Source organism: Listeria grandensis (assembly GCF_014322885.1).
GTDB lineage: Bacteria > Bacillota > Bacilli > Lactobacillales > Listeriaceae > Listeria_A > Listeria_A grandensis.
Genome location: NZ_JAASUG010000009.1, coordinates 1 through 24,031, shown reverse-complemented (window position 1 = coordinate 24,031; position 24,031 = coordinate 1). Strand labels below are relative to the sequence as shown.

General features: G+C 40.9%; 15 protein-coding genes. 13 read left to right on the top strand and 2 right to left on the bottom strand.

The features are described 5' to 3' along the window. The first annotated feature begins 16 nt into the window (after positions 1 to 16). From HCJ54_RS12070 to HCJ54_RS12055, 4 genes are all read left to right on the top strand, one after another. A complete protein-coding gene (locus tag HCJ54_RS12070; protein WP_187137825.1) occupies positions 17 to 3,175 on the top strand; it encodes a type I restriction endonuclease subunit R in 3,159 nt (1,052 codons plus the stop codon). Between the two features lie 164 nt (positions 3,176 to 3,339). Beyond that, positions 3,340 to 5,055: a DUF6119 family protein gene (locus tag HCJ54_RS12065; protein ID WP_222713025.1), complete on the top strand. Its 1,716-nt coding sequence runs from the start codon at positions 3,340 to 3,342 to the stop codon at positions 5,053 to 5,055. Between the two features lie 699 nt (positions 5,056 to 5,754). Then, the gene (locus HCJ54_RS12060; RefSeq protein WP_187137824.1) at positions 5,755 to 6,633 is read left to right on the top strand and encodes a hypothetical protein; all 879 of its coding nucleotides are present in this window, start codon (positions 5,755 to 5,757) and stop codon (positions 6,631 to 6,633) included. A gap of 11 nt (positions 6,634 to 6,644) precedes the next feature. Continuing rightward, complete coding sequence (locus HCJ54_RS12055; RefSeq protein WP_187137823.1) at positions 6,645 to 7,175, top strand: hypothetical protein; 531 nt, start codon at positions 6,645 to 6,647, stop codon at positions 7,173 to 7,175. 293 nt (positions 7,176 to 7,468) lie between these two features. Here the strand turns inward: HCJ54_RS12055 and HCJ54_RS12050 are convergent, their stop codons facing one another. After that, positions 7,469 to 7,909, bottom strand: a complete 441-nt coding sequence (locus tag HCJ54_RS12050) for a GNAT family N-acetyltransferase (protein ID WP_187137822.1) — start codon at positions 7,907 to 7,909, stop codon at positions 7,469 to 7,471. 72 nt (positions 7,910 to 7,981) lie between these two features. After that, on the bottom strand, positions 7,982 to 9,565 hold the full coding sequence (locus HCJ54_RS12045) for an acetate--CoA ligase (protein ID WP_187137821.1): 1,584 nt from the start codon (positions 9,563 to 9,565) through the stop codon (positions 7,982 to 7,984). Positions 9,566 to 9,819: 254 nt separating this feature from the next. Between HCJ54_RS12045 and tadA the strand changes: the two genes are divergently transcribed. The 9 genes from tadA to HCJ54_RS12000 all read left to right on the top strand — a co-directional run. Continuing rightward, positions 9,820 to 10,293, top strand: a complete 474-nt coding sequence (gene tadA, locus HCJ54_RS12040; RefSeq protein WP_187137820.1) for a tRNA adenosine(34) deaminase TadA — start codon at positions 9,820 to 9,822, stop codon at positions 10,291 to 10,293. A 481-nt stretch (positions 10,294 to 10,774) separates the two neighbouring features. Continuing rightward, the gene (locus tag HCJ54_RS12035; RefSeq protein WP_185409710.1) at positions 10,775 to 12,199 is read left to right on the top strand and encodes a cytochrome ubiquinol oxidase subunit I; all 1,425 of its coding nucleotides are present in this window, start codon (positions 10,775 to 10,777) and stop codon (positions 12,197 to 12,199) included. Between the two features lies 1 nt (position 12,200). After that, complete coding sequence (gene cydB / locus HCJ54_RS12030) at positions 12,201 to 13,214, top strand: cytochrome d ubiquinol oxidase subunit II (protein WP_036066531.1); 1,014 nt, start codon at positions 12,201 to 12,203, stop codon at positions 13,212 to 13,214. Next, the gene (cydD, locus tag HCJ54_RS12025) at positions 13,214 to 14,929 is read left to right on the top strand and encodes a thiol reductant ABC exporter subunit CydD (RefSeq protein WP_187137819.1); all 1,716 of its coding nucleotides are present in this window, start codon (positions 13,214 to 13,216) and stop codon (positions 14,927 to 14,929) included. Before cydB ends, cydD begins: the two co-directional genes overlap by 1 nt. Further along, positions 14,929 to 16,665 carry a thiol reductant ABC exporter subunit CydC gene (gene cydC / locus HCJ54_RS12020; protein WP_187137818.1) on the top strand — a complete coding sequence of 579 codons (1,737 nt, stop codon included), beginning with the start codon at positions 14,929 to 14,931 and terminating at the stop codon, positions 16,663 to 16,665. Before cydD ends, cydC begins: the two co-directional genes overlap by 1 nt. Before the next feature lie 343 nt (positions 16,666 to 17,008). Continuing rightward, the gene (locus tag HCJ54_RS12015) at positions 17,009 to 17,716 is read left to right on the top strand and encodes a Crp/Fnr family transcriptional regulator (RefSeq protein WP_187137817.1); all 708 of its coding nucleotides are present in this window, start codon (positions 17,009 to 17,011) and stop codon (positions 17,714 to 17,716) included. A 467-nt stretch (positions 17,717 to 18,183) separates the two neighbouring features. Beyond that, positions 18,184 to 18,870, top strand: a complete 687-nt coding sequence (locus HCJ54_RS12010) for a Crp/Fnr family transcriptional regulator (RefSeq protein WP_187137816.1) — start codon at positions 18,184 to 18,186, stop codon at positions 18,868 to 18,870. Between the two features lie 127 nt (positions 18,871 to 18,997). Continuing rightward, positions 18,998 to 19,672 (top strand): Crp/Fnr family transcriptional regulator, encoded by a 675-nt coding sequence (locus HCJ54_RS12005; protein WP_036066515.1) that lies wholly within the window; start codon positions 18,998 to 19,000, stop codon positions 19,670 to 19,672. Between the two features lie 286 nt (positions 19,673 to 19,958). Next, positions 19,959 to 24,031, top strand: a 4,073-nt coding sequence (locus tag HCJ54_RS12000; protein ID WP_187137815.1) for an Ig-like domain-containing protein, incomplete at its 3' end; no start/stop codon positions are given.

Below are 24,031 nucleotides of genomic sequence, written 5' to 3'. Positions count from 1 at the left end.
TAACGGGGGAATAACCATGACAAAAATCAAACATAACGATGAAGCGGAAGTAGAACGGCGTCTAATCGAGGTGCTAGGGGAAGGGCACAACCAGTGGAACTACCGTCCAGATTTGAAATCAGAGGAAGATTTATGGGACAACTTATACCAAAAAATTTCGCAAAATAACCAGTCTGAAATTAAAGATACACCAATCACAAAAAATGAATTTGAACATATCAAAACAGAATTACTCTCGCGCACACGTACGCCGTTTTACGCTGGGAAATGGCTGAAAGGTGAGAACGGTATTTCTCGTATTCGCATTAACCGCGACGATATTTCGAAAGGTTCGATGTCGCTTATTTTATACTCTAACGATATCAATGGCGGAATGTCTTCCTACGAAGTGGTACACCAAATTGCCAAACAAAAGACGAGTACCGATGGACGTGATCGCCGTTTTGACGTGACGCTTCTCATCAACGGTTTACCAATCGTTCAAATCGAGCTGAAACAGGTTAGCGCTAAAGACGGTGTTTACCAAGCGTATAACCAAATCAAAAAATATGTAGAGGAAGGGATGTTTCGTAATAACATCTTTTCCACGCTGCAACTTTTCGTGATCTCGAATGAGCAAACGACGCGCTATTTTGCGAATGCATTGCCACAAGGTATGCACCGTAAACTTGTATTTAGCTGGCGGACAACGGATAATCACAGGGTCGAGAATTTGTACGAATTTTCGAAGCAGGTTTTGAGTATTCCAGAGGCGCATCGTCTTATTGCGGATTATATGATTGTGAGTGAGGAGCAGAATAATCGCGCGTTGATGGTTTTACATCCGTATCAGGTGCATGCGATCGAAGCGCTGTACAAGTCTGCTGGGAAGCGTAAATCGGGTTATATTTGGCACGCGACAGGTTCTGGTAAAACGCTTACAAGCTTTGTTTCGACGAAGTTACTTGCTCGCAAACCGGGGATTGATCGCACGATTATGTTGATTGACCGGAAAGATCTTGACGACCAGACAACGACGGAGTTCAAGAAGTTTGCATCGGAATTTAATACGGGTGATTCGAGTGGTCGTGCAGTCTCAAATAGCTTGATTATTGGGACAGGAGACTCGAAGCAACTTGGGAACGCGCTTTTATCGAAAACAAATTTCAACACAGTCATCGTGACGACGCGTCAAAAATTAGAAGCTGCGCTTGAATCTGCTCGAAAGGCAGAAGATGAAGACGGCAAAAAGAAATACGAGGAGCTACTTGGTCAGCATATTGTTTTTGTTGTGGATGAATGTCATCGTGCGGTGAGTTCGGAAGGGATGCAGTCTATCAAGAAGTTTTTCCCTAATTCGACTTGGTTTGGCTTTACGGGTACACCGATTTTCCAAGAGAATAAAAAGCAGGCTCAGGGACAATTGGCTCGGACGACGGATGATCAGTATGGCGATACATTGCATACGTATACGATTAAGAACGCGTTGGATGATGGGGCCGTTCTTGGTTTTCAGGTGGAGCACGAGGACACGATTGATCCTATTTCACTGCACGGTCATATTTTTGATAATCTTCGTTATATGGAGAAATATAGCGACAGAAATGACAGTGAAATTAGTGCCATGGTCGATGAAATGAGCGGAATTGAGAAGGAAAGCTATTTGGAACCTAAAACGTTTGAGAGTGGTAACGATCATATCGATAAAGTGATACACAAAATTTTCAAACCGGATAATGCGTATACGAAATTCGACTTTTTAAATGGACGTCCGCAAAAGTCCGCGATTTTGACGACGAGTTCGATTGATATGGCGAAGCGTTATTATCATGCGATTAAGGAGATGACACGTGATCCGGAGTGGATGACGAATGAGTTTTCAGAGCATCCAATTCGTAAAGGGCGCGTGATGGAGGATCTAGATTTCCCGCGGGTTGCCATCACGTATTCCATGCAGGAAAACGAGGAAAATGCCAAAGTAATTCAGGAAGAAATGACCCAAATGATAGAGGAGTACAATACTTATTACGGGACATCATGGTCATCGGAACAGATTAATTTGTATAACAGCGATATTAATAATCGTTTGGCGCGTAAAAAGGGTGAATTTAAAGAAATTGGGAAGCAGATTGATCTTGTCATTGTTGTCGATCGTTTGCTGACAGGCTTTGATGCACCGATGATTCAAACTTTATTCGTTGACCGGAATTTAAGCTATGCGAATTTGATTCAAGCATTTTCACGAACGAATCGAACTTTTCCTAAGAAGTTAAAAGGTCTTATCGTGACTTTCCGTAAGCCGTATACAATGGAGAAAAACGTGGCGGATGCAACTCGCCTGTATTCACAAACGTCAGAAGAAGAAACGAACTTAGTTTATCCTACGTACGATGATTCCAAGAAACGCTTTACAAAAGCCCATAAGATGCTGAAAAATAACGTTCCGAATTCAGCAGATATTAGCGAGCATTCCTCGATGGAGGAGCGCATAGAATTCGTGAAATCATTCCAAGAGCTGAATAATGCTTTTGTGGCGTTGGTCACGTACGATGAGTACAATGATGACATGGAGAATTCTGAAGCGTTGCGACAACAAGTGAAGACGTTAGAAGAGTATTTGGGCGTTTACAATACGATTAAAGGTTCGCTTGTTGTAGATGGTGACGAGAAGATCGACGGTGATTTTTCAGAAATTGAATTCTACGGAGATAATACGAGTAAGATTTATGATATTGATTCCACCTACATTGACAGATTACTTGGAAATTACTCGGCGAACGATAAAGACCTTCGCGAAGAAATTGAGAAAGCCTTGCAAAAAATGAAGAAATCGGAAAATGTGAAAGAGATTTATCATGAAATCCTGAATGCCATCGATACGAAAGAAGTTGACGAGGAAGAAGACATTCTTGCGGTGAAACGACGTTATTTCACACATGCACGTGAGGAGGCGCTTCATAATTTTGCAGAGGAATGGTTTGTATCTAAGGATGAGTTATATTCATCTGCGATACAGTATGTGTCGGGGGAAGATCAGGTGCCAAATCAGGGAAGAATAAGCAAGAGCCTTCGTTTTGAAGAGTATAAGGTGGCGCACCCTGAGGCGGTAAAACTTAGCGTTAAGAAGGCAATGAAACAACAATGGAAGCAGCAGTTGGATGAGAATGTTGTACCATTGGTGGATGAGTTGAGATAATATGAATTAGTGTATATGGTGCATGGAATAAATCTTGTTTTATGCTCCATATTAGTTCAACTCAAAATGATTGATTATTGTGTATAGAAATTAAATTAACATAAAAACTGGCTTTTATAATTTTATTTGATATATTTTTGATTAAGCAGCCAAGAAATGAGGGTATGATGAAGCTAACGGTTTATAAGGCTAAAGAGACGTTGGAAAGGATAGAGTCTGTTTTTGAAGATAATAATTACAAGAAAAAGGGACAAGAGAAGTATTGGAAGGAACAAGGAGTTAGAATGACTTTATATATGGACATTCATGAAAAAAATGCCCCAGGATGGGTGAAGGAAGTATTAGATTTTTTTGATACTGAAGAATTAGAGGATTACACGATTCCTGATCAGTATAATGCAATTATTGTTGTACAGACAATGAAAAATATATACTTACTCCCGCAAGGTCGAGCATATTGGACAGTTGAAAAGTTAGCAGATATGAATTTTGGGTTGAATTTTGCTGAAAAAACTATACTTGATAAAGATATTTCTTTAAAAGGTGTAAGCTATATACAAAGAAATAAAATGAAAGGTGTGACAAATTATAAACAGAATCAAACTGAATTTCCACAAGCTAGTGAAAGTTATTTTAGTGTAAGTGGAAAACCTAGATCAGAAAGCATTTTTGGCAGCAACCTAACCTGCGGAACAGGGATTACATTTGCTAGGGAATATAGCTTGAACAAAGGGGATGAGCAAGAAGATGAGTTTATAGATTTATTTGGGCAAATCGATATTGCATTATCATTAAAAGGTAATATATCATCCATACCAAGATTAATAAAAATAAATAAGAAAGATCCGTTGAATACTACTTTGGATACGCAGCTGCTTGGTATGATAAAAAAAATTGATGATAACATATCTATTTCCTTTAGTATTAGTAAAATCCAATTGTTGGGTAATAGAATAATAATGTTAGAAAGCGATAAAAAATTAACTGCCTATGTAACTGGTTCGAAGAAGGAGACTGAGGAGGAGATATCTATTGATGGTGATCAGCTAAAAGAGTATATAATTAAGTATAGCGATTTAATCAATGATATATCCAAATTGAAATTCAGTGTATTCGATGAGGAAGATTGTATAACTAAGGATGTACCATTTAAAAAAATTGTTTTTTGCGAATTGCAAATGGGAGATAAAGTATACTTGTTAGACAACGGTATGTGGGGACACTTCAATAATCGTTTCTATAGCTTAGTTGAAGAAAAAATGAAAGAAATCAATGACATAATAGACTATAATGATGAATATAGTTGTCAATATGAAAGTGACGAGTCTGGTGAATACGCTGGTGAAGGTGGTTATATAGAAGCGTTGGCTGGAATATCTCATATGGTGAAACTCCATAAACGTAATATAAATACCCATGGAACATATATAGAAGTGGCTGATATATTTAATCGGAATAGCAAAGAGTTACTCGCAATAAAGAGAGGGACAGGAACATCAATGGCATTATATAGTTTCGAGCAATCGCTATTATCGATGCAAGTATTATCTAACAGTAATGAGTTTAAGGTGCGAGATGAGCTTTTGAAATACAACGATAGAAAAAAATACGATGATGTGAAGAAATATCCTAACTTAACGAAAAAACAACTAGGTGAGATTATGGAATGCAAAACATCGTGTGTACTATGGTTGATAGATCAAAAGGTGACTTACGTATATGAAGGTGTGCGAAATAAAAATTTGGATCTTTTGAAATTTAACTCAATTTTGCTTAAGCTTAAGATAATAGATTGGTATTCATTTACAAAAGATAATGGATATACTCCTAAAATTTACTTTGCTCTCGATCTACCTTTACCAATGGATGTAATTGATTAGGCAGTGATTTTATTAGTGAATCAATTTCATAAGTCCTCATTTTTTCGCAAAAATAATAATCCATATAGTTTTGGAATGGCTTATGAACAAGGTTTTATAAATTTAAAATTAGTTATTTTATGAAATTTCGAGTGCTGGAATGGGGAGGTAGCATTTTTTCTATCTCTGAAAATCATTGGGAGGCAACGCTTTTGAATTATGAAATTGCTTCAGTTATTTAAATGGGTGAGTTAGATATTAAAAAAAGTATAAAAATTATATTCGATACTTTATAGGGAAGTTAATTTTTTATACATTTTTAGGTATTAGACAGGGCAATTTAAAACTAGCAATTTATTTAATACTGCTAATCGTAATTTCTGAAGTATAGGGCATCAGCGTATTTATGACGTTTTTGGCCTATATTTTTTATTAAGTATCTTTTTATACTAAATGATTAAATATTTTGACTATTTATTTGTGTTCGGCTAAAATAAGGGGAGATACGTACAAAGGGAGTTGAGAAGAGTGATGCTTAATAATTCGTATTAACTTTATGTGAGGATTTGCAGTGCTTGTAGAGTAAAGTGTAACGAGTGAAAGCATAATATTTTTTTTCGTTCGTTAGTGTAATAATGAGCATGGGGTTGGAAATGATCGAGGGAATACAATAACCATCAATAGAAAGTAGTAAAATAGACTTAAAGGGAGAAGTGAATAATGAGGAAAATAAAAGTTAGTTTATGCATCGTAGTATTTTTATTAACTGGAGTGACATTGAGCTCACTCCATGTATTTGCAGATGAGATACCAAAGAGTACTGATACCTCTACAGATAATTTGGTAGTCGAAAATATAAAAAGGTTGGAATATTCTATGCCAGATAATGCTCCAGACGATCTAATCGATTTATATCTTAATGATGGCTGGAAATGGAACAAAGAGCTTAATTATATGTATAAAGATGTACGTTATGCTGATGAAACAGTCAACATCAATGGGCTTACTTACATAACGGATGAGAATGGTGAGGTATCTACTAAAATTAGTGTAAGAACTGGAGAAGGAGAGGTAACCGTCTCTTCACCAAACTATGATACTAACCCAGTAAGTATCGAAGCAGAGATAAACGAGGAAGCAAAGAAAGTAATTGTTGAAAAAGGAGAGCAAAAAAAGGTAAGCTTGGTAGAGGAAATAAATTTAGACACACTTATTAACAGGATGGATGAGGAAAATGGACATGAAACCGAAAAGATAAATAAAGCACATGCTGATAAATTTATGATAATTCCTTTAGCACCAGCTAGTAAATTTAAATTTGAGAAGGTAGTAAAATCTTATAGTAAGGGCGCACGGATAACCTGTAATAGATTTAATGGACCTTGGGGAAACAATAAATATTATCTGAAGTCAGAAAATGCAGTAATGGCTGCTAGGAATTTTTTATGGAGTGACTGTGACCGAGCACTTGTATGGCATGTACAATGTTTAAAAGATTATGGGCCAGCTAAATATAGATATTGCGCTTGGGAAGATAAATCCAAAAATGGAAAATGTAGTGGTCTAATTGGTCACGGTAAGACATACCATGCACATTAGGAAGGTGAAAAATGCTAAAAAAAATATTATTGATTACTGGAATCTTGTTAACAGGTTTACTGGTCTACGTGGGTGTTTTATGGATAAAAAATGTATGGCCTATTGAGGACACTTCGCTAAAAAACGAGGGGATCGGAAAACTAACTATCAGAATGGATGAATCGCATATTAGACATTACTATCCTGAATTTGCAATTGCGAACGAGGATGAAGGAAATATATATTATTTCGATGATAAAGATAGTTTTATTGTGACAACGGACGCCAAAACTAAAAAAATTGTTTGCATGGAGCTAAGGGACAAGATTGATGGGCAAAATTTTACGACAAAAAAAGGACTCGGTATCGGCAGTAGCTTTGCGGATGTTAAGCTGGAATATGGGACTAACTATAGAAAGAAAAGTACGGAGATATATGGTGACATGGTTGAATTCCAGGACTCTAACACAAATCAAAAGATAGGTTTTGGAATTGATTACGCAAATGATACAGTAACGGTTGTTGTGTTGTATGATTACGATAAATATAAATTTCCGTATTAGGTTGTATATAGATAGGTAATTAATAAAAAGGGAGAAAAACTCATGAATAAAAATGATTTGTATTTCAAAATTGCCATTATTATTTGCATGGTAGCGTTCTTAATAATCCAGATTTTTATACTAAATGCGCTTGTAAATATTTCAGATAGACTGCTTAATATTGTAGATTCTTTAACGGGTTTTATGCCCCAATAAGGACACTCTATTTAATAATGGCGTTGAAAAAACATCCTAAAAGAACCCCTAATCTCTGGCTGGAGACTGGGGGTTCTATTGCGTTTAATAACTAATCTTCATTTATAATCCTTCCCCATCCGATAATGCCCGCCGATCTTCGGAATCACGAACTCGTCTCCAACCGAATAGAATCCCATTTTTTCATAAAATCCAGTCGCAATTACGCGTGCGTTACACCAAAGTAAATCCACGTTACGTCGCGCCAGTTCTTCCTCGGCAAACACAATCACAGCTTTTCCAAGTCCGCGCAATCGTGCATTGGAATCGCTCGCCATGCCGCGTAATCGGTACTGTTTTTCACCTTCAAAATGGCTGTCTGTTTCTTCGTAAAAACTCCCAATCGCAACCAGCTTCCCGTCGTCATCAAATACCCCGACATGAAACGTCGCCCGATCCTCATCTCCCGGATAGACAAGCGCCTCCACTGGGTGATCTGGAATTAGCACGCGGTGGCGCAAATCGTGTGTTTGGGTGGCCTCTATAAACCGTGTTTCCATCTATACCATTCCCTCTCTCAAAAGCAAGTTACTTGGAATGATTGTACCCAATTTTGCGGGATTTGGCAACGATTATTGTGAGATTTTCGCGAATTCTGCATCGCGCAGGGCTACTCGGCGAACTTTTCCGGAATCGGTTTTTGGTAAACTTTCAACAAATTCAATGCGTCGTGGATATTTATACGGTGCGGTGTGTTCTTTCGTGAAGTTCTGCAACTCTTTCACAAGCGCGATGTCCCCAACAAAACCGTCTTTTAAAACGATGAACGCCTTCACAACCGTACCGCGAATCTCGTCAGGACTCGCCACAACAGCCACTTCCCTCACGCTCGGATGGTGTGTCAACGCATCTTCCACCTCAAACGGCCCAATCGTATATCCCGAACTAATAATAATATCGTCATTCCGGCCTTGGAACCAGTAATAATCGTCCTCATCACGATAGGCGCGGTCGCCGGACACGAAATAATCGCCACGAATCGCCTTTTCCAGACGCTCAGGTTCTTTGTAATATTCCTGGAACAGCGCTGGGAAATCCTTGCGCATCGCGATATCACCAATTTCGCCGACACCAACAGGCTGCCCATTTTCATCAATAATCGCCATGTACTCCGGCATAATCGGCTTGCCCATCGAGCCCGGACGAATCGGAAAATCGACAAGCGTCCCAATCAGGAGCGTACTCTCGGTCTGGCCATAACCATCGCGAACTTTAATATCAAAATTGTCTTGGAAAACGCTGATCACTTCGCGGTTTAGCGGCTCACCAGCAGAAACGGCGCTGCGCAAATGACTCAAATCATACGCATCCAAATGATCCGCCTTTGCCATCAAACGGTATTCCGTTGGCGTACAACAAAGCACATTCACTTGCTTATCTTGCAAAAGTTCCAACTGCTTCGCGGGACGAAAACGCCCATTATAAATGAATCCCGTCGCGCCTTTACCAAGGACAGACAAGAACGGCGACCAAACCCACTTTTGCCAGCCGGGTCCAGCCGTTGCCCAAACGAGGTCATCCTCGCGAATATCTAGCCAGTGGTCCGCAGCAATCCGAATATGCGCGTAACCCCAACCATGCACGTGCACCACGCCCTTCGGATTTCCCGTCGTGCCTGACGTGAAGGCCAGCAAACACGGATCATCTTTGCGCGTCGCCACTTTTTCAAATTCCGTCGACGCCGCGTCAACCAACCGCCCATAATTCTGCCAACCATCAAGCGCGCCGTCCGCCCCAACAACAATCCGCGTCACGACACTTGGCGCGTCCACAATCTTATCAAACTCCGCCATACAACTCGCGTCCGCAATGACCGCTTTCACGTTCGCATGATGAATCCGATACTCTAAATCATGCGCCTTCAAAAGCTCAGAGGCAGGAATAATAATCGCGCCCGTCAGCCAAAGCCCCATATAAACCGCATACGTCTCAAGCAATCGCGGCATCATCACAATCACGTGATCGCCTTTCTCAATCCCAGCATGCTTGATTACATTCGCAAAACGGTTCGCCGCTTCCAACAAATGATGATACGACCATTCCTTCACATCTCCAGCCTCATTTTGCCAAATCAGCGCCGCCTTCTCCGAGTCAAACTGTGCAATCTCATCCGTAATATTATAAAATTCAGGGGCAATTAAATTTTCTGATTTCATTTGATAACATCTCCTTGGTTTTAGGTTAGTTTTGTGTTCTTCCATGGATGGTGGTTAGGCGGGTGGGGTGTCTTTGAGATCTTGTTCAGCGCCCTCTAACAAATTCTGTCAGGGCTGAACGAGCGCCTTCAGCATCTTTATCACCTGATACTAATACATGGTACTATATCGGTTATCTCAAAGCAAATAAAAGGCGTGCATGCTGTCGCTATGCTAAAATGTAAAAGAATTCAAAAAGAGGGAGTCATCCACCAATGCAAAAAGAAATCTACATGCGTGAGGCCTTAATAGAAGCCGAAAAAGCACGTGAAAAAGGAGAAGTTCCAATCGGCGCGGTTGTCGTGCTTAACGGCGAAATCATCGGACGCGCGCATAATCTCCGTGAAACGACCAAAAACGCCATCACGCACGCCGAAATTCTAGCGATTCAAGACGCCTGCAAAAATCAAGATGCTTGGCGATTAGAAGGTGCGGAACTTTACGTCACGCTTGAGCCTTGTCCAATGTGCAGCGGCGCAATTCTGCTCTCCCGCATTGCCAAAGTCTACTACGGAGCCGCTGATCCAAAAGCCGGCACAGCAGGAACGCTCATGAACCTGCTCCAAGATTCACGTTTCAATCATCAATGTGAAATCGAACCAGGAATCCTAGCCGATGAATGTGGAGCCATCTTGACCAACTTTTTCCGAGATCTACGTGCAAAGAAAAAACAGCAAAAAGAGCCTTAATACCTATTTTAATGCATGTAACATCCATTATACGTTCTTTTGTGAAAATATGTGCAATTGATTGATGTTACTTAAGTGACCTACCCGACTCATTTCTTGTCTCCATGTTTTCCCTTATTAAAATAGAACCAAAAGAACTAAACAAATTTAGGGCGAAATGCGATAGAATAAGAATTAGGTAAAACTTATTCTAATTGGCTGAAGATGCGAGAGAAATTCGGTAGTCCGGTTTCTATAGCTCGTTTACTTATGTGAGAAAATAGACAAAGCCTGAAAAATGAAAAATTTTCACGGTAAACAGATGATTCCTACATACTTTATTTTCGTACACATGATTTTGTGAATTAAAACACAAGAGAGCGTAACAGTATTCACAGTTTTTCACAATCGATTAATGTGTATAGTAAACAGTCGGCAAATTATAATAATAAAGACAAAATCGGGTTAAACACCCAAATAAACACAAAAAGGAGGAAAAAAGGTGGATAAACTTTTCTTAGCTAGACTTCAATTCGGATCAACAACCGTTTTCCATTTCTTATTTGTACCACTTTCTATTGGACTTGTATTTATGGTTGCTCTTATGGAAACGTTGTATGTTGTGAAGAAAAAAGAAATCTACAAAAAAATGTCGAAGTTCTGGGGACACTTGTTCTTAATCAACTTCGCTGTGGGGGTAGTAACAGGGATTATTCAGGAATTCCAATTCGGGATGAACTGGTCGGATTACTCCAGATTCGTAGGGGATGTATTTGGGGCGCCGCTTGCGATTGAAGCGCTACTCGCGTTCTTTATGGAATCGACGTTTATCGGATTGTGGATCTTCGGTTGGGATCGCCTGAACAAGAAATTACATTTGGCATGTATTTGGCTTGTTGCGCTTGGTACGGTCTTCTCCGCGTTCTGGATTTTGGCGGCGAACTCGTTCATGCAGCATCCAGTAGGGTTCCAAGAAATTAATGGTCGTGCGGAAATGAACGATTTCTGGGCGCTTATTACGAATGGGCAGTTACTTGTGGAGTTTCCACACGTTATCTTTGGTGCGTTCGCGACGGGGGCATTCTTTGTCGCAGGGGTCAGCGCCTACAAATTACTTAAAAAGCAAGATGTAGACTTTTTCCGAAAATCGTTCCAAATCGCGCTTGTACTCGTTATTATCGGTGGTTTTGGTACGGCTTTCAGTGGTCACCAACAAGCGCAATATCTTGTTAAAACGCAACCGATGAAAATGGCGGCGACGGAAGGAATTTGGGAGGATACAGCCGATCCGGCACCGTGGACGATGATCGCGGGTATTGATGTAGCTAATCAGAAGAATACCTGGGAAGTCAACATTCCATACGCGCTAAGTTTCCTCTCGTACTCAACGTTCTCTGGTAGTGTTCAAGGTATGAAATCACTGCAGGCCGAGTATCAAGAGAAGTACAAAGATCGTTTCGGGGCGGATATGAACTACATTCCACCGGTTAAAACGTCATTCTGGAGCTTCCGGATCATGGTGCTCTCTGGTATGTTAATGATTCTATTCGGCTTGTGGGGAGCTTTCCTTGCATGGCGTAAGAGATTAACAACGTCAAAATTGTATCTACGTTTGATGATTCCAATGATCGCTTTCCCGTTCATCGCAAACTCGATGGGGTGGATCATGACGGAAGTTGGGCGTCAACCGTGGGTGGTATTTGGCTATATGTCAACGGCGGACGGGGTTTCACCGAACGTTTCGGCGGGCTCGATACTGTTCTCACTTATTGCATTTTCAGCGATTTATTTAGCGCTCGCGATTGTACTCGTCTGGCTATTTATTCGTGAAATTAAGGCAGGCCCAGACGCGCATAATCATGACAAGAAAAAAGGCAAAAAAGAGCCTGCGTCTGTGGATCCATTTGATTTAAAGGGGGCGAATTAAGATGGAATTAAACGAACTGTGGTTCCTTTTAGTTGCTGTACTTTTCATCGGCTTTTTCTTCCTGGAAGGTTTTGATTTCGGGGTTGGGATGTCGACGCGCTTTGTGGCTCGGAATGATTTGGAACGTCGTGTTTTAATCAATACGATTGGGCCATTCTGGGACGCGAATGAGGTTTGGTTGCTGACGGCTGGGGGCGCGATTTTTGCGGCGTTTCCGAACTGGTATGCGACAATGTTTAGTGGTTATTATATTCCACTTGTATTCTTCTTGCTGGCGCTCATTGGTCGTGGGGTTTCGTTTGAATTCCGCGGGAAACATGATACGAAGGCTTGGGTGAAGACGTGGGATTGGGTTATTTTTATCGGTAGTATTTTGCCGCCGTTCTTGCTTGGCGTCTTGTTCTCCTCACTTGTTGCGGGGATGCCGATTAATAGTGAAATGAATATGAATGCAGGGTTCTTCGATTACATTACGCCATTCTCGCTTATGGGCGGTGTGACGGTAACGCTGATTTGTTACTTCCACGGTTTGCTGTTCATTACGCTTCGTACGCATGACGAAATTCGTGAACGTGCGACTCGGATTGCCAAACGGATGTGGTTTGTAACGGTTCCTGTCCTTGCGATTTTTGTTGTTATGGCCTTCTTCTATACAGATATTTTCCAAGTTCGTCCGATTTTGTTACCGATTATGATTGGAGCGACAGTCGTGTTTTACGTGATCTCTGCGCTTTCTCTTTGGAAGGGACGCGAAGGTTGGGCGTTTGCGTTTAGTGGACTCGGAATTGTTGGGACGATCGGTTCGATTTTCGCAGGATTATTCCCGCGTGTGATGATTAGTTCGACAAGCTCGTTGTATGATTTAACGATTCATAATGCAGCATCTGGCGATTATTCGCTAAAAGTAATGACAATCGTGGCTCTGACGCTTTTGCCGTTTGTACTAGGTTATCAAATCTGGAGCTATTATGTGTTCCGCAAGCGTGTATCCAGTAAGGAGAAAATGACGTACTAATGGGTAGAGATTTATTGAAATACCAAGGTATCAAACCGATCCTTGCGATGTTAGCCGTCCTGACTATAATTCAGGGCGCGGCTATCATTGCGATGGCAAAATACTTAGCAACTGCGATTACGACGCTCTTTCACGGTGATCCGTGGGGAGATGCGCTGTTCGATTTAGGCCTCTTTGCGGGGGCTTATCTCGTACGGCATTTTTTGAATGTATGGAAACGCAAAATTGTCTATGACTATGCTGCAAAAACGGGGACGGCAATGCGTGAGGCGTTGCTTTCGAAACTGTTTCTACTTGGGCCGCGTTTTACGAGTGCGGAGGGGACAGGGAAAGTCGTGACGATGGTCATGGAGGGTGTCGCTGATTTCCGTCGTTATTTGGAGCTGTTTTTGCCGAAATTGATGAATATGTCGATTATTCCGGTGATGATTTTAATCTACGTATTTATAGAAGATACGACGTCGGGCACGATTCTGATTTTGACGTTGCCGATCTTGATTCTGTTTTTGATTATGATTGGGCTGGCAACGAAGGCTCAGGCGGATCGCCAGTTTGAGACGCATCGGGTGTTGTCGAACCATTTCGTGGATTCGCTTAAAGGGCTCGAGACGTTGAAGTATTTGGGGATTAGTCGCGCGCACGAGGGGAATATTGCGAAGGTGAGTGAAGATTACCGGAAAGCGACGATGGGGACTTTGCGGATGGCGTTCTTGTCTTCGTTTGCGTTGGACTTCTTTACGATGCTTTCGGTCGCGACGGTGGCGGTGTTTCTGGGCTTAGGCTTGATTGAGTCGACGATGATTTTGCAGCCGGCTTTAGCGATTCTGATTTTGGCGCCGGAGTACTTTTTGCCGGTTCGTGAGGTTGGCTCAGATTATCATGCGACGCTTGCTGGGCAAGAGGCTGGACGCGTGATTCAGGAGATTATTGATAAGGACGTGACGGAGATTGTGGCGGATCAAGCGTTGGATTATGACGCGAATACGTCGTTTACTTTGCAAAATGTGACGGTGAAACACCAGCCGGATTCGCCGACGTCGCTTGATGCGGCTAATTTTACGGTGAGCGGTTTTGAGAAAATTGGGATTATCGGTGCCACGGGTGCTGGGAAGTCGACGATGATCGATGTGCTCAGTGGCTTTTTGGAACCGACGGACGGGGGATTTCTCTGGAATGACGCCGAACGTGTGCAGTTGCGTGATGCGGCTTGGCAGAGTCAGGTGACGTATATTCCGCAGCATCCTTATTTGTTCCACGAGACGGTGCGCGAGAATATTCGTTTTTATGCGCCGGATAGTGATGACCAGGAAGTGGAACGGGCGGCTGATGCGGCGGGCTTGCGTGAGTTAGTGGCGGAGCTTGATGCTGGTTATGATACGCTTGTAGGTGAGGCTGGACGTGTGCTGAGTGGTGGTCAGGAGCAGCGGATCGCGATTGCGCGGGCATTCTTAAGTGATCGCCGAATTGTGTTGATGGATGAACCGACGGCGCATTTGGATATTGAAACGGAGTACGAGTTGAAGCAACCAATGCTTGATTTGTTCACGGATCGGCTTGTCTTTTTTGCGACGCATCGTTTGCATTGGATGCTTGAAATGGACCGGATTATCGTGCTGGATCATGGCGCGATTGTGGAAGTTGGCACGCACGCGGAATTGCTCACGAAAAATGGCTTTTATGCGAAATTAATCAAAGCCCAATTGGAGGAGATCTGATGAGACAAAGTAGCTGGATTGGGCCTTATATTAAACAAAATCGGATGCTTTTCCTCTGGGTTATTTTGCTTGGTTTGCTGACGGTGTTCTCGACGGGGGCGCTGATGTTTACGTCGGGATATTTGATTTCGACGGCAGCGACGATTCCAGAGACGATTTTGCTGATTTATGTGCCGATAGTTGGGGTTCGGGCATTCGGAATTATGCGTGCAGTGTCGCGGTACATTGAGCGGCTCGCAAGTCATTCGCTCGTTTTGCGGATTTTGGCATCGATGCGTGTGCGTTTGTACCGAATCATTGAACCGCAGGCGTTGTTGATGCGTTCGCGTTATCGGACGGGGGATATTTTGGGGCTTCTTTCGGATGATATTGAGCATTTGCAGAATTACTATTTGACGACGTTGTTGCCGAATATTGTGGCGATGGTTTTGTACGGCGGTATTGTGATTGGACTGGGCTTCTTTTCGATACCGTTTGCGATTTTATTTTTCGCGTATATTGCCTTGCTGGTGCTCGTGATGCCTTGGGTTTCGTTGCTTTACGCGCGTGGAAAAAATGCATACATGAAACAGGAGCGGAACAAATTGTATCAGAAGTTCACGGATGCGGTGTTTGGAATTAGCGACTGGATGTTTAGTGGTCGTGAAAAGGATTTTATCGCGGATTATGAAGCGGATGAAAAAGTGTTGCTGGCGATGGAGACAAAACAGGCGCGCTTTGCGACATTGCGGGATTTTGTCGGGCAATTGATTATTGGGGTTATGGTGCTTTCGATGGTGTATTGGACGAATCAGCAAGTCGTGGATGGCGTTTTTGAACCGACCTTTATTGCAGCGTTTGTGCTCGCGATTTTGGCGTTGTCGGAGAGCTTTATTCCGGTGAGTAACGCGGTCAGTGATGGTTCGCTTTACAAGGATTCGATTGCGCGCTTGGAGCAGATGGAAGACGCGGAACTCCTCACTTGGGAAGAGGAAGGTGCGCTCCCAAAAGTGGCGATCGATACGGAAAACGTAATTTTACGTACGGAAAAACTGACATTTGGTTATCCGGAAGCAAAGGCTCCAGTTTTGCGTGATTTGGATTTTGAGTTGAAGCAGGGCGAGAAGGTTGCGATTTTGGGACGAAGTGGCACTGGGAAGTCGACGTTTTTGAAATTAGTACAGGGCGCTTTGATGCCAACATCTGGTTCTGTGACGTTGAATGGTGAAAGTGTTGCGAAGTTGCGACCGCAAATCGCGGAGGTGATTTCAATGCTGAATCAGAAGGCGCATTTGTTTAATACGACGGTGCTGAATAATATTCGGATGGGCAATCAGGATGCAACGGATGAGGAAGTGGCTGAGGTCGCGAAACAAGTGAAGTTGCATGACTTTATTATGAGCATGCCGGATGGATATCGTACGCAGATGACGGAGATGGGTGCACGCTTTTCAGGTGGCGAACGTCAACGGATTGCGCTGGCTCGGATTTTGTTGCAGGATACGCCAATCGTTGTATTGGATGAGCCGACAGTGGGACTTGATCCGATTACCGAGAAGGAATTGCTTGGCACGATTTTTGAGACACTGCAAGAGAAGTCGCTCGTTTGGGTGACGCATCATCTTGTTGGTGTGGAGAAAATGGACCGGGTGTTATTCTTGGAGAATGGCGATGTGATCATGGACGGAACGCATCAGGAATTGCTAGAGAAGGAAGAACGTTATCGTCATTTGTATGAATTGGATCGCCCATTATAAAGTAATATAAAATACGCTCTCATGCACGACAAGCTAGCTCTTGTGGTGTAGGGGAGTGTTTTTGTGATCCATTTATGAACCCATCGCGGTCGATTACGAAAAAATGGCTAACTATGATCTTGTCATTTTGTTGACATGCCATCAAGCGTTAAACAAAGAAAAATAGCAAAACATAGCCGTCTCATTTTAGCTACTAAAAATGTATTAGCAAATCAATACCCCTGGCGCCGGTTTTTTGGAAGTAGCATAAGGAGAAAACTGAGTGAAGTGCGGAGTTTGTAAAATGTGATTATGGGTAAGTTGTAAGAGAAGATACATAAAAAAATAGATAGAGGTGAGAATTATGTACTCCGAATCTTTTTTTCCAAATATTAAAGAGAAAATAGATGCGATGCAACTTTTGAGGTCAGATCCAGATTTCCATGAACGTTGCTATGAAAAGCGAATAAAAAAAGGAGAGGTACTAACGCGAAAAATAATTAATAACCATCTTTTCTTTATAGAAGCAGGTGTAATGAAATTTAGTTATATGAAAGGTCAAGCGTTTATTTTTCAACATTTGTTAGAACCAACGGAGTTCATGAGGCTTACAGAATACGAGGCAGAACTACCAATGGAATATCGCTACGAGGCTATTACAGATATCGTTGGCTGGGTAATTGATTTTCCGTTCTTTGAGCGAGTCTTAGCTAAGGAAGATCCTCACAATTTCATTTTAATGCAACATTTCTTAAGAACACGTAAAAAATTTTTCCAAGCTTCTATTCGAGCTAACTTGGATGCTACGGAACGGGTATATTTCTGCATATACAGATTAATGTACGATGGTTTCCATGCTAAACCTAATAGTATTGAGTTACCGATGTTCGTTAATTACGTACTACTAGCTGATATGGCCAACGTCTCAAAAAGTTTGGTAACCCTCGTTTGTAAATCTTTGAGAGAAGATGGGATACTAGTTTCTAGTAAGAGGCCTTGGACTATTATAGATGTAAAAAGATTTATGGAGTTGATGGCACAAGAAAAAATTCCAATAGATGCTGAGGATTAAGGAAGAAAACGAAAGTAATAATTTTTAACTGAATAATATAGAAGTAAAGATGAATATACTAATAAAATGCACATCTGGACTGTAGGAACAGTTTAGATGTGCATTTTTGCGTGTATCAAGGCATACAATCAAGTATAGCAAAGGGAAAAAAGAGAAATAAAGGAGATCGGAAACACTATATTGAGTTCTTATAAAATGATAAAAATGTATATTATGTATCTTTAGAAGAACATTATATCGAGATGCCAATAAATTTTTATTGTCACCAATTGTTCATAATCGGCAGGAACAGCATAACAAAAGTAATACATTTAACGCCAAAATAATACGAAGGATCTCGTAAATGCAAAAAAATCTCTCATTTGTAAGTTGGAACACCAAAGGCACGGAAATGCAAATGGGGGTATACTGTGTGAGTAAACAAATTCAGACAACAAAAACGAAAGAAAAAAAGGAGTGTATCCGTGATGAACAGTTCCATTACTTTAAATGAAGCGCTACAACAACAGAAACGTATCAATAGCCTACTCAAACAATATTTAGTAGCAGGCGGCGCATATAGCATTCCTAGTGAAATATGTTTCATGGAAGCTGATCAAGTCATCATAGCAGAAGATACACTTTTAACAGATATATACATGATAGCATCCGGTGTTGCTGTAGTGATGCAAGATGGTATTATTATTCAATTCTTGGGGCGGAACGAATGCCTAGGAGTAGAAAATATTTTGGTTGGTGGTGAAACAAGAACACGTATTGTGACGCTGACCAAAATGAAGTTATACAAAATGACATTACAAGATGTGCATATAAAATTACACAAAAGAGCACAAGGATGGCGTTTAGCAGTAGCGGTCATGGCTGGCCGCACAGAGTTATTAACACATCATCTTATTAGATCAGGCGTAGCGAGAGATAGAGTATTGGATGTGTTACTCCAACTTAGCTTTTTGTACGGTGAAGAAAAAGATCATTGTATCTATACAGAAAAATATTTTTCTAAAAAAATGATAGCTAACTATTTGAATGTAAGCTATGTTACGGTTGTCAAGGCTTTTAAGTTGCTAGTGGCAGAAGGTATTATCCATGATGAGCCACACGGCATGATCGTGTATCTTAATCAACTTTCCCCTAAAATAGGCGCCTGCAGCTAAAAAAACAGGTGTTCACAAAATAGATGAAATAAAGTAACTTTTATGACGTATACTTTCCATCTCACCCCTAAAAAACATGGTAATATTAAATATATCGAAAGGCAATACAGAAAGGAGCTGCCCAAACATGAGTTATATGGCATTATTTGATAAGGACGTCATGGATCAACAGTTTGGTAGTACGCAGTTGTTAAAATTATTATCAGATACAAGCTCTTATCCCATCAATATAGAAGAGAGAATATTTAACAAGAAAGAAAAATTAAGTTCAGAAAACCTTATACATGATTACATTTATTTTATCCAATCCGGTGTTTGTGTAGCGTGGCAAAATGAACACGTCACTTACTTTATTGGTCCACACGATATCATTGGTATGAACGATATATTTGGAAATGAAAAATCGGCTATCAGCGCAGTCGCGTTAACAGATGTAAAGACTTGGCGCTTCTCAAAACAACAAGTAATGAGCAAGCTGATGTATTCTCAAGAAGGTGCCTTTTATCTTTATCATTCTATGAAAGAAACAAATGCCAAGCTACTACAGAAACAAATGTGGCAAATGGAAGATACAAAAGAACGACTTATATCCACCCTCACTTATTTAGGAAGGCTTTATGGAGAAGAAGATGGCGATCAAATTAAAATACCGAAATATTTTACAAAAGCAATAATTTCGAATTATCTAGGTATGTCTCGACAGCATATGACAACCTTATATCGAAATCTCGCAAATGATGGTATTTTCACTGTCGATCCAAATCAATATATTTTAAATAAGGAAGAGATCGTGCACGTATAAAAAAACATTATTTGATCATCAAGTAAAACGTATATTCAGGTCAGAGCAGAAGTTCAATTTCAAAAGCAAACATGATTTTTTGAAACATAGGCTTATTATTTGTCAGATAAATTAATTCGAAATGTTTCAAGAAAGCGATTATTTAAATAATTTTTCATAAAGAAAGGATGTGCCTTATGGAAAAATTAAGAAATATGATTGATTCAAGTTAAAACTTTTGAATTCAGTCCAAAAAATAGTTGCGCAACTATAATAATAATTTAAATTCAGAGGAGGACATTTATTAATGTCAACGAAAAAAAATATCGTCAGAAAAAGTGGAACAATCGCCTTAGCAACTGTATTGGTGGGAAGTTCTTTATTAAGCACATTACCTGTTAATGTATTCGCAAGTGAAGCTGCTCTTAAAAGCGCGGCACTTAAAAGCACAGCACTAACAGCAGCACCAGCCAATGCAACAGAGGTAGCAACGTTTGCAGAATTCAGGGCAGCATTATTAAATACAAGTGTAAAAGACATCAAATTAACAGCAGATTTCAAAGTAACAGCAAGCTTTAACTTCACAACACAAAAAAATCTATATGGTAACGGGCACACTATTGATATGAACTTCGCCAAAATAGGAATTGCCAAAGCAGATTCAGTCAACCGTGTGGAAGATTTAACAATGACGAATCAAAATATCTATCCATTATTCTGGTCAGAATATCAAGGCGTACAAGTTACGTATAAAGATGTAACTTCTAGCGGTCAACAATTTGTATATAACGCTAATGGTACAACAATCTTAGAAGGCAAAATTACAGCAGATGCAGCATTAGAAGAAGTTTTTCAAGGAACAACTCTCAATATTAAAGATGGCGCAAACGTAAACTTCACATCTTCATCTAACTGTCCTGCCATTCGTTTATACGGAAGTATGAATCAAGAAGCGAACTCTAATTTGAAAGTAAATTCGAAAGATATTTCTATTTACGGTCATAACAACAACACGCAAATCACTTTAGCAGGAAATATGGATTTAACTTCTACAAATAGACAAGCAATCTACACAGCAGGTGCAGGCGGTAACATGATCGTCAAAACTGGAGCTAAACTAAAAGCTGTTGCAGGCGATTTGGTTGAAGAAGGTATCTCTATTACAAGTGGTAACTTGACGGTTCAAACTGGCGCAGATTTTGTTGCGACTTCACCAGGTCAACAAGGAACAGTGCAAACGGGTGGTAAATTAGTATTTGAGAATGGTTCGAACTTTGCTATTACAAATACGAACTCTGTTGGTTCTGTTTTTGCCAACTATGCAGGAAATTCAACAAACATCAATATTAATTCTGATAAAGGACTATCAACGTGGGATTCTGGTTTAATCAACAGTGAAATTCCAACACGTAACTACAACAACTTTACAACAGCAACTTTTGATTTATCTGGATGGGCGAAAGGCAACTTGAGTCAAAGAAATCTAACTTCAAACAGTGCACAATTCCAATCACAATTTGTAAGTAAAACAACAGCGAAACTTTTCGGTGGTAGCTATGCACTTACAAATATTGCACAAACTACAATTGAGGAACTTACAACAGATTCAACACAAGCAACGGGTGTAGCAGAGCCAAACGCATCAATCGTTATTAAAAATGCTGCAGGTGCTACGCTAGGCTCAGGAGCAGTAGGATCAGACGGTTACTATAACATTACAATTCCTAAACAAGCTGTGAATACAAAAGTAACAGCAACAGCAACTTCTAACGGTATTTCTTCTTCTGCGGAAACAACAGTAAAACAAGCGGCAATTGCACAAACTACAATCGCAGCTTTAACAACAGATTCAAAAACAGCAACAGGTACAGCGGAACCAGATGCGACGATTGAACTTATGGCCAATGGTGAAGTTATTGCTTCTGGAACAGTAGGGGCAAACGGAAAATACAGCCTTACCATTCCACAACAAGATGTGGGCACACGAGTAACAGCAACGGCAACAAAAGGATCCGCAACTTCTTCAGCAACAACAACCGTTACAAAAGGTGAGCTTGCACAAACAACAATTTCAGCTTTAACAACAAAATCAACAACAGCAACAGGTACAGCAGAAGCAAATGCAGCAATTGTACTCAAAAAAGCTGATGGAACTTTACTAGCAGAAGGACAAGTAGGATCAGAAGGTAAGTATAGTCTTACGATTCCTAAGCAACCAAGAGGAACAGTTGTTATAGCAACAGCAACATTAAGTGGCAAAACATCTACTGCACAAACAACAGTCGTTCGTGGTGACATTGCGGATACAGTTATTAATAATCCTGTTACATCAGAGTCAACAACTTTGTCAGGAACAGCAGAGCCTAACTCAGTAATCGTTTTGAAGGATCAAGATGGTAAGGAGCTTGCAAAAGGAGAAGTAGGATCAGAAGGTAAATACAGTCTTACCATTGATAAGCAACTAGCAGGAACAGTTATTACGGCAACAGCTACTTTAGATGGATTTTCTGCTACAGCATCAACTATTGTAATACGTGGTAGTATCGATCAAACAACAATTGAGAATCCAGTTACAACAGAGGCAACAACTATATCAGGAACAGCAGAACGAAATGCCGATATTGTAATCAAAAAAGCTGATGGAACGGAGATAGCATCTGGAGCAGTGAGATCAGATGGTAAATATGTTCTTACGATCCCTAAACAACCAGCAGGAACAGTTCTTACAGCAACAGCAACATTAGATGGCAAAACATCAAGTGCAAACACAACTGTAGTACGTGGTAGTATCGATCAAACAACAATTAATAATCCTATCACAACAGAGTCAACAACTTTGTCAGGAACAGCAGAGCCTAACTCAGCAATCGTTTTGAAGGATCAAGATGGTAAGGAGCTTGCAAAAGGAGTAGTAGGATCAGAAGGTAAATACAGTCTTACCATTGATAAGCAAACAGCAGGAACAGTTATTACAGCAACAGCAACGCTAAATGGTAAAACATCAAGTGCAAACACAACAGTCGTACGTGGTGGTATTGCCCCTACAACGATTAATTCACTAACAGCTGATTCAACAGTAGCAACAGGAACAACAGAACCAAACGCTTCAGTTGAGATTAAAAACGCTGCTGGGACGACGCTTGCAACAGGAACAGCAGGCGGAGAAGGTAACTACAGCTTGACCATTACTAAGCAAGCAGCAGGAACAGTTGTGACAGCAAAAGGAACATTAAATGGTAAATCAACAAGTGGAAATACAACTGTAACAGCAGGTAAAGAACTCGCGAAAACAACGATTAATCCATTAACCAATGATTCTACCGTTGTTTCAGGTAAAGGTGAGCCAAACGCTTCTATCGAGATTAAAAATGCTGCTGGAACAGTAATCGCAACTGGAACAACAGGAGGCGATGGCAATTACAGCTTGACGATTCCAAAACAAACAACAGGTGCCGTTGTGACAGCGAATGTAACGAAAGATGGTAAATCATCGAGCGCTTCTACAACCGTAACCAAACAAACAGCAGGTACTGTCGTTGTCAATGCAGCCTATTATGTAGGCTATGATACCAACGTCAAAGCAACCGTTTCTGGTGACGCAACAAAAGTATACCTTCTTGTAGGCGATACGAAATATACAACCGTTCCAGTAAGTGGAAGCTTCCAATATTATGCGAAAGACAAGATTACAAGCACGACACAAAACGCGTATATTGTAGCGACAGACGCATCTGGTAGAGAACTATCACGCGCGAAAGTAACATTAAAAGACGGCAACCTATTAAAAGGTGCGGTGACAGCGAACGGATTCACGATCAGTGATTCTAGTTATGTGTCAGGTTCCTTCACTGGCTCTGTCAGCAAAGTAGCCATTTCTGTCAACGGAACGGTGTACCCTGCCGTGGCTGTAGGCGCAAATAACAAATTCCAATACTACGCGAAAGACAAGATTAAAAATACAACGGATGTCGTGAAAGTCATTGGTTACAATTCCGAAGGCACATCCATTGCGACAACAACCGTTACTGTGGCCGGTCCAGAAAGCTTAACTGGTACGATTACACCAAACCCAAGTAATTTTGTCATTTCAACAGACACATATGTGAAAGGTACCTTTACTGGTAACGTGAAATATGTATCGCTCGTTGTCAACAGTGTAGAATCAGCGAAAGTGAACGTGGTAGACGCAACAAACTGGCAGTACTATGCAAAAGGTAAAATTACGAACCCTACGGATGTTGTTTCTGTGAAAGGTTACAATGCCGCTGGAACGCTTGTAGACACGAAAACAATCACTGTCACGCAAAACCCTGCAGGAACAAGCACGATTACACCAGCTGCATTTAAACTAAAAACAGACACGACTGTCAAAGGTACTTT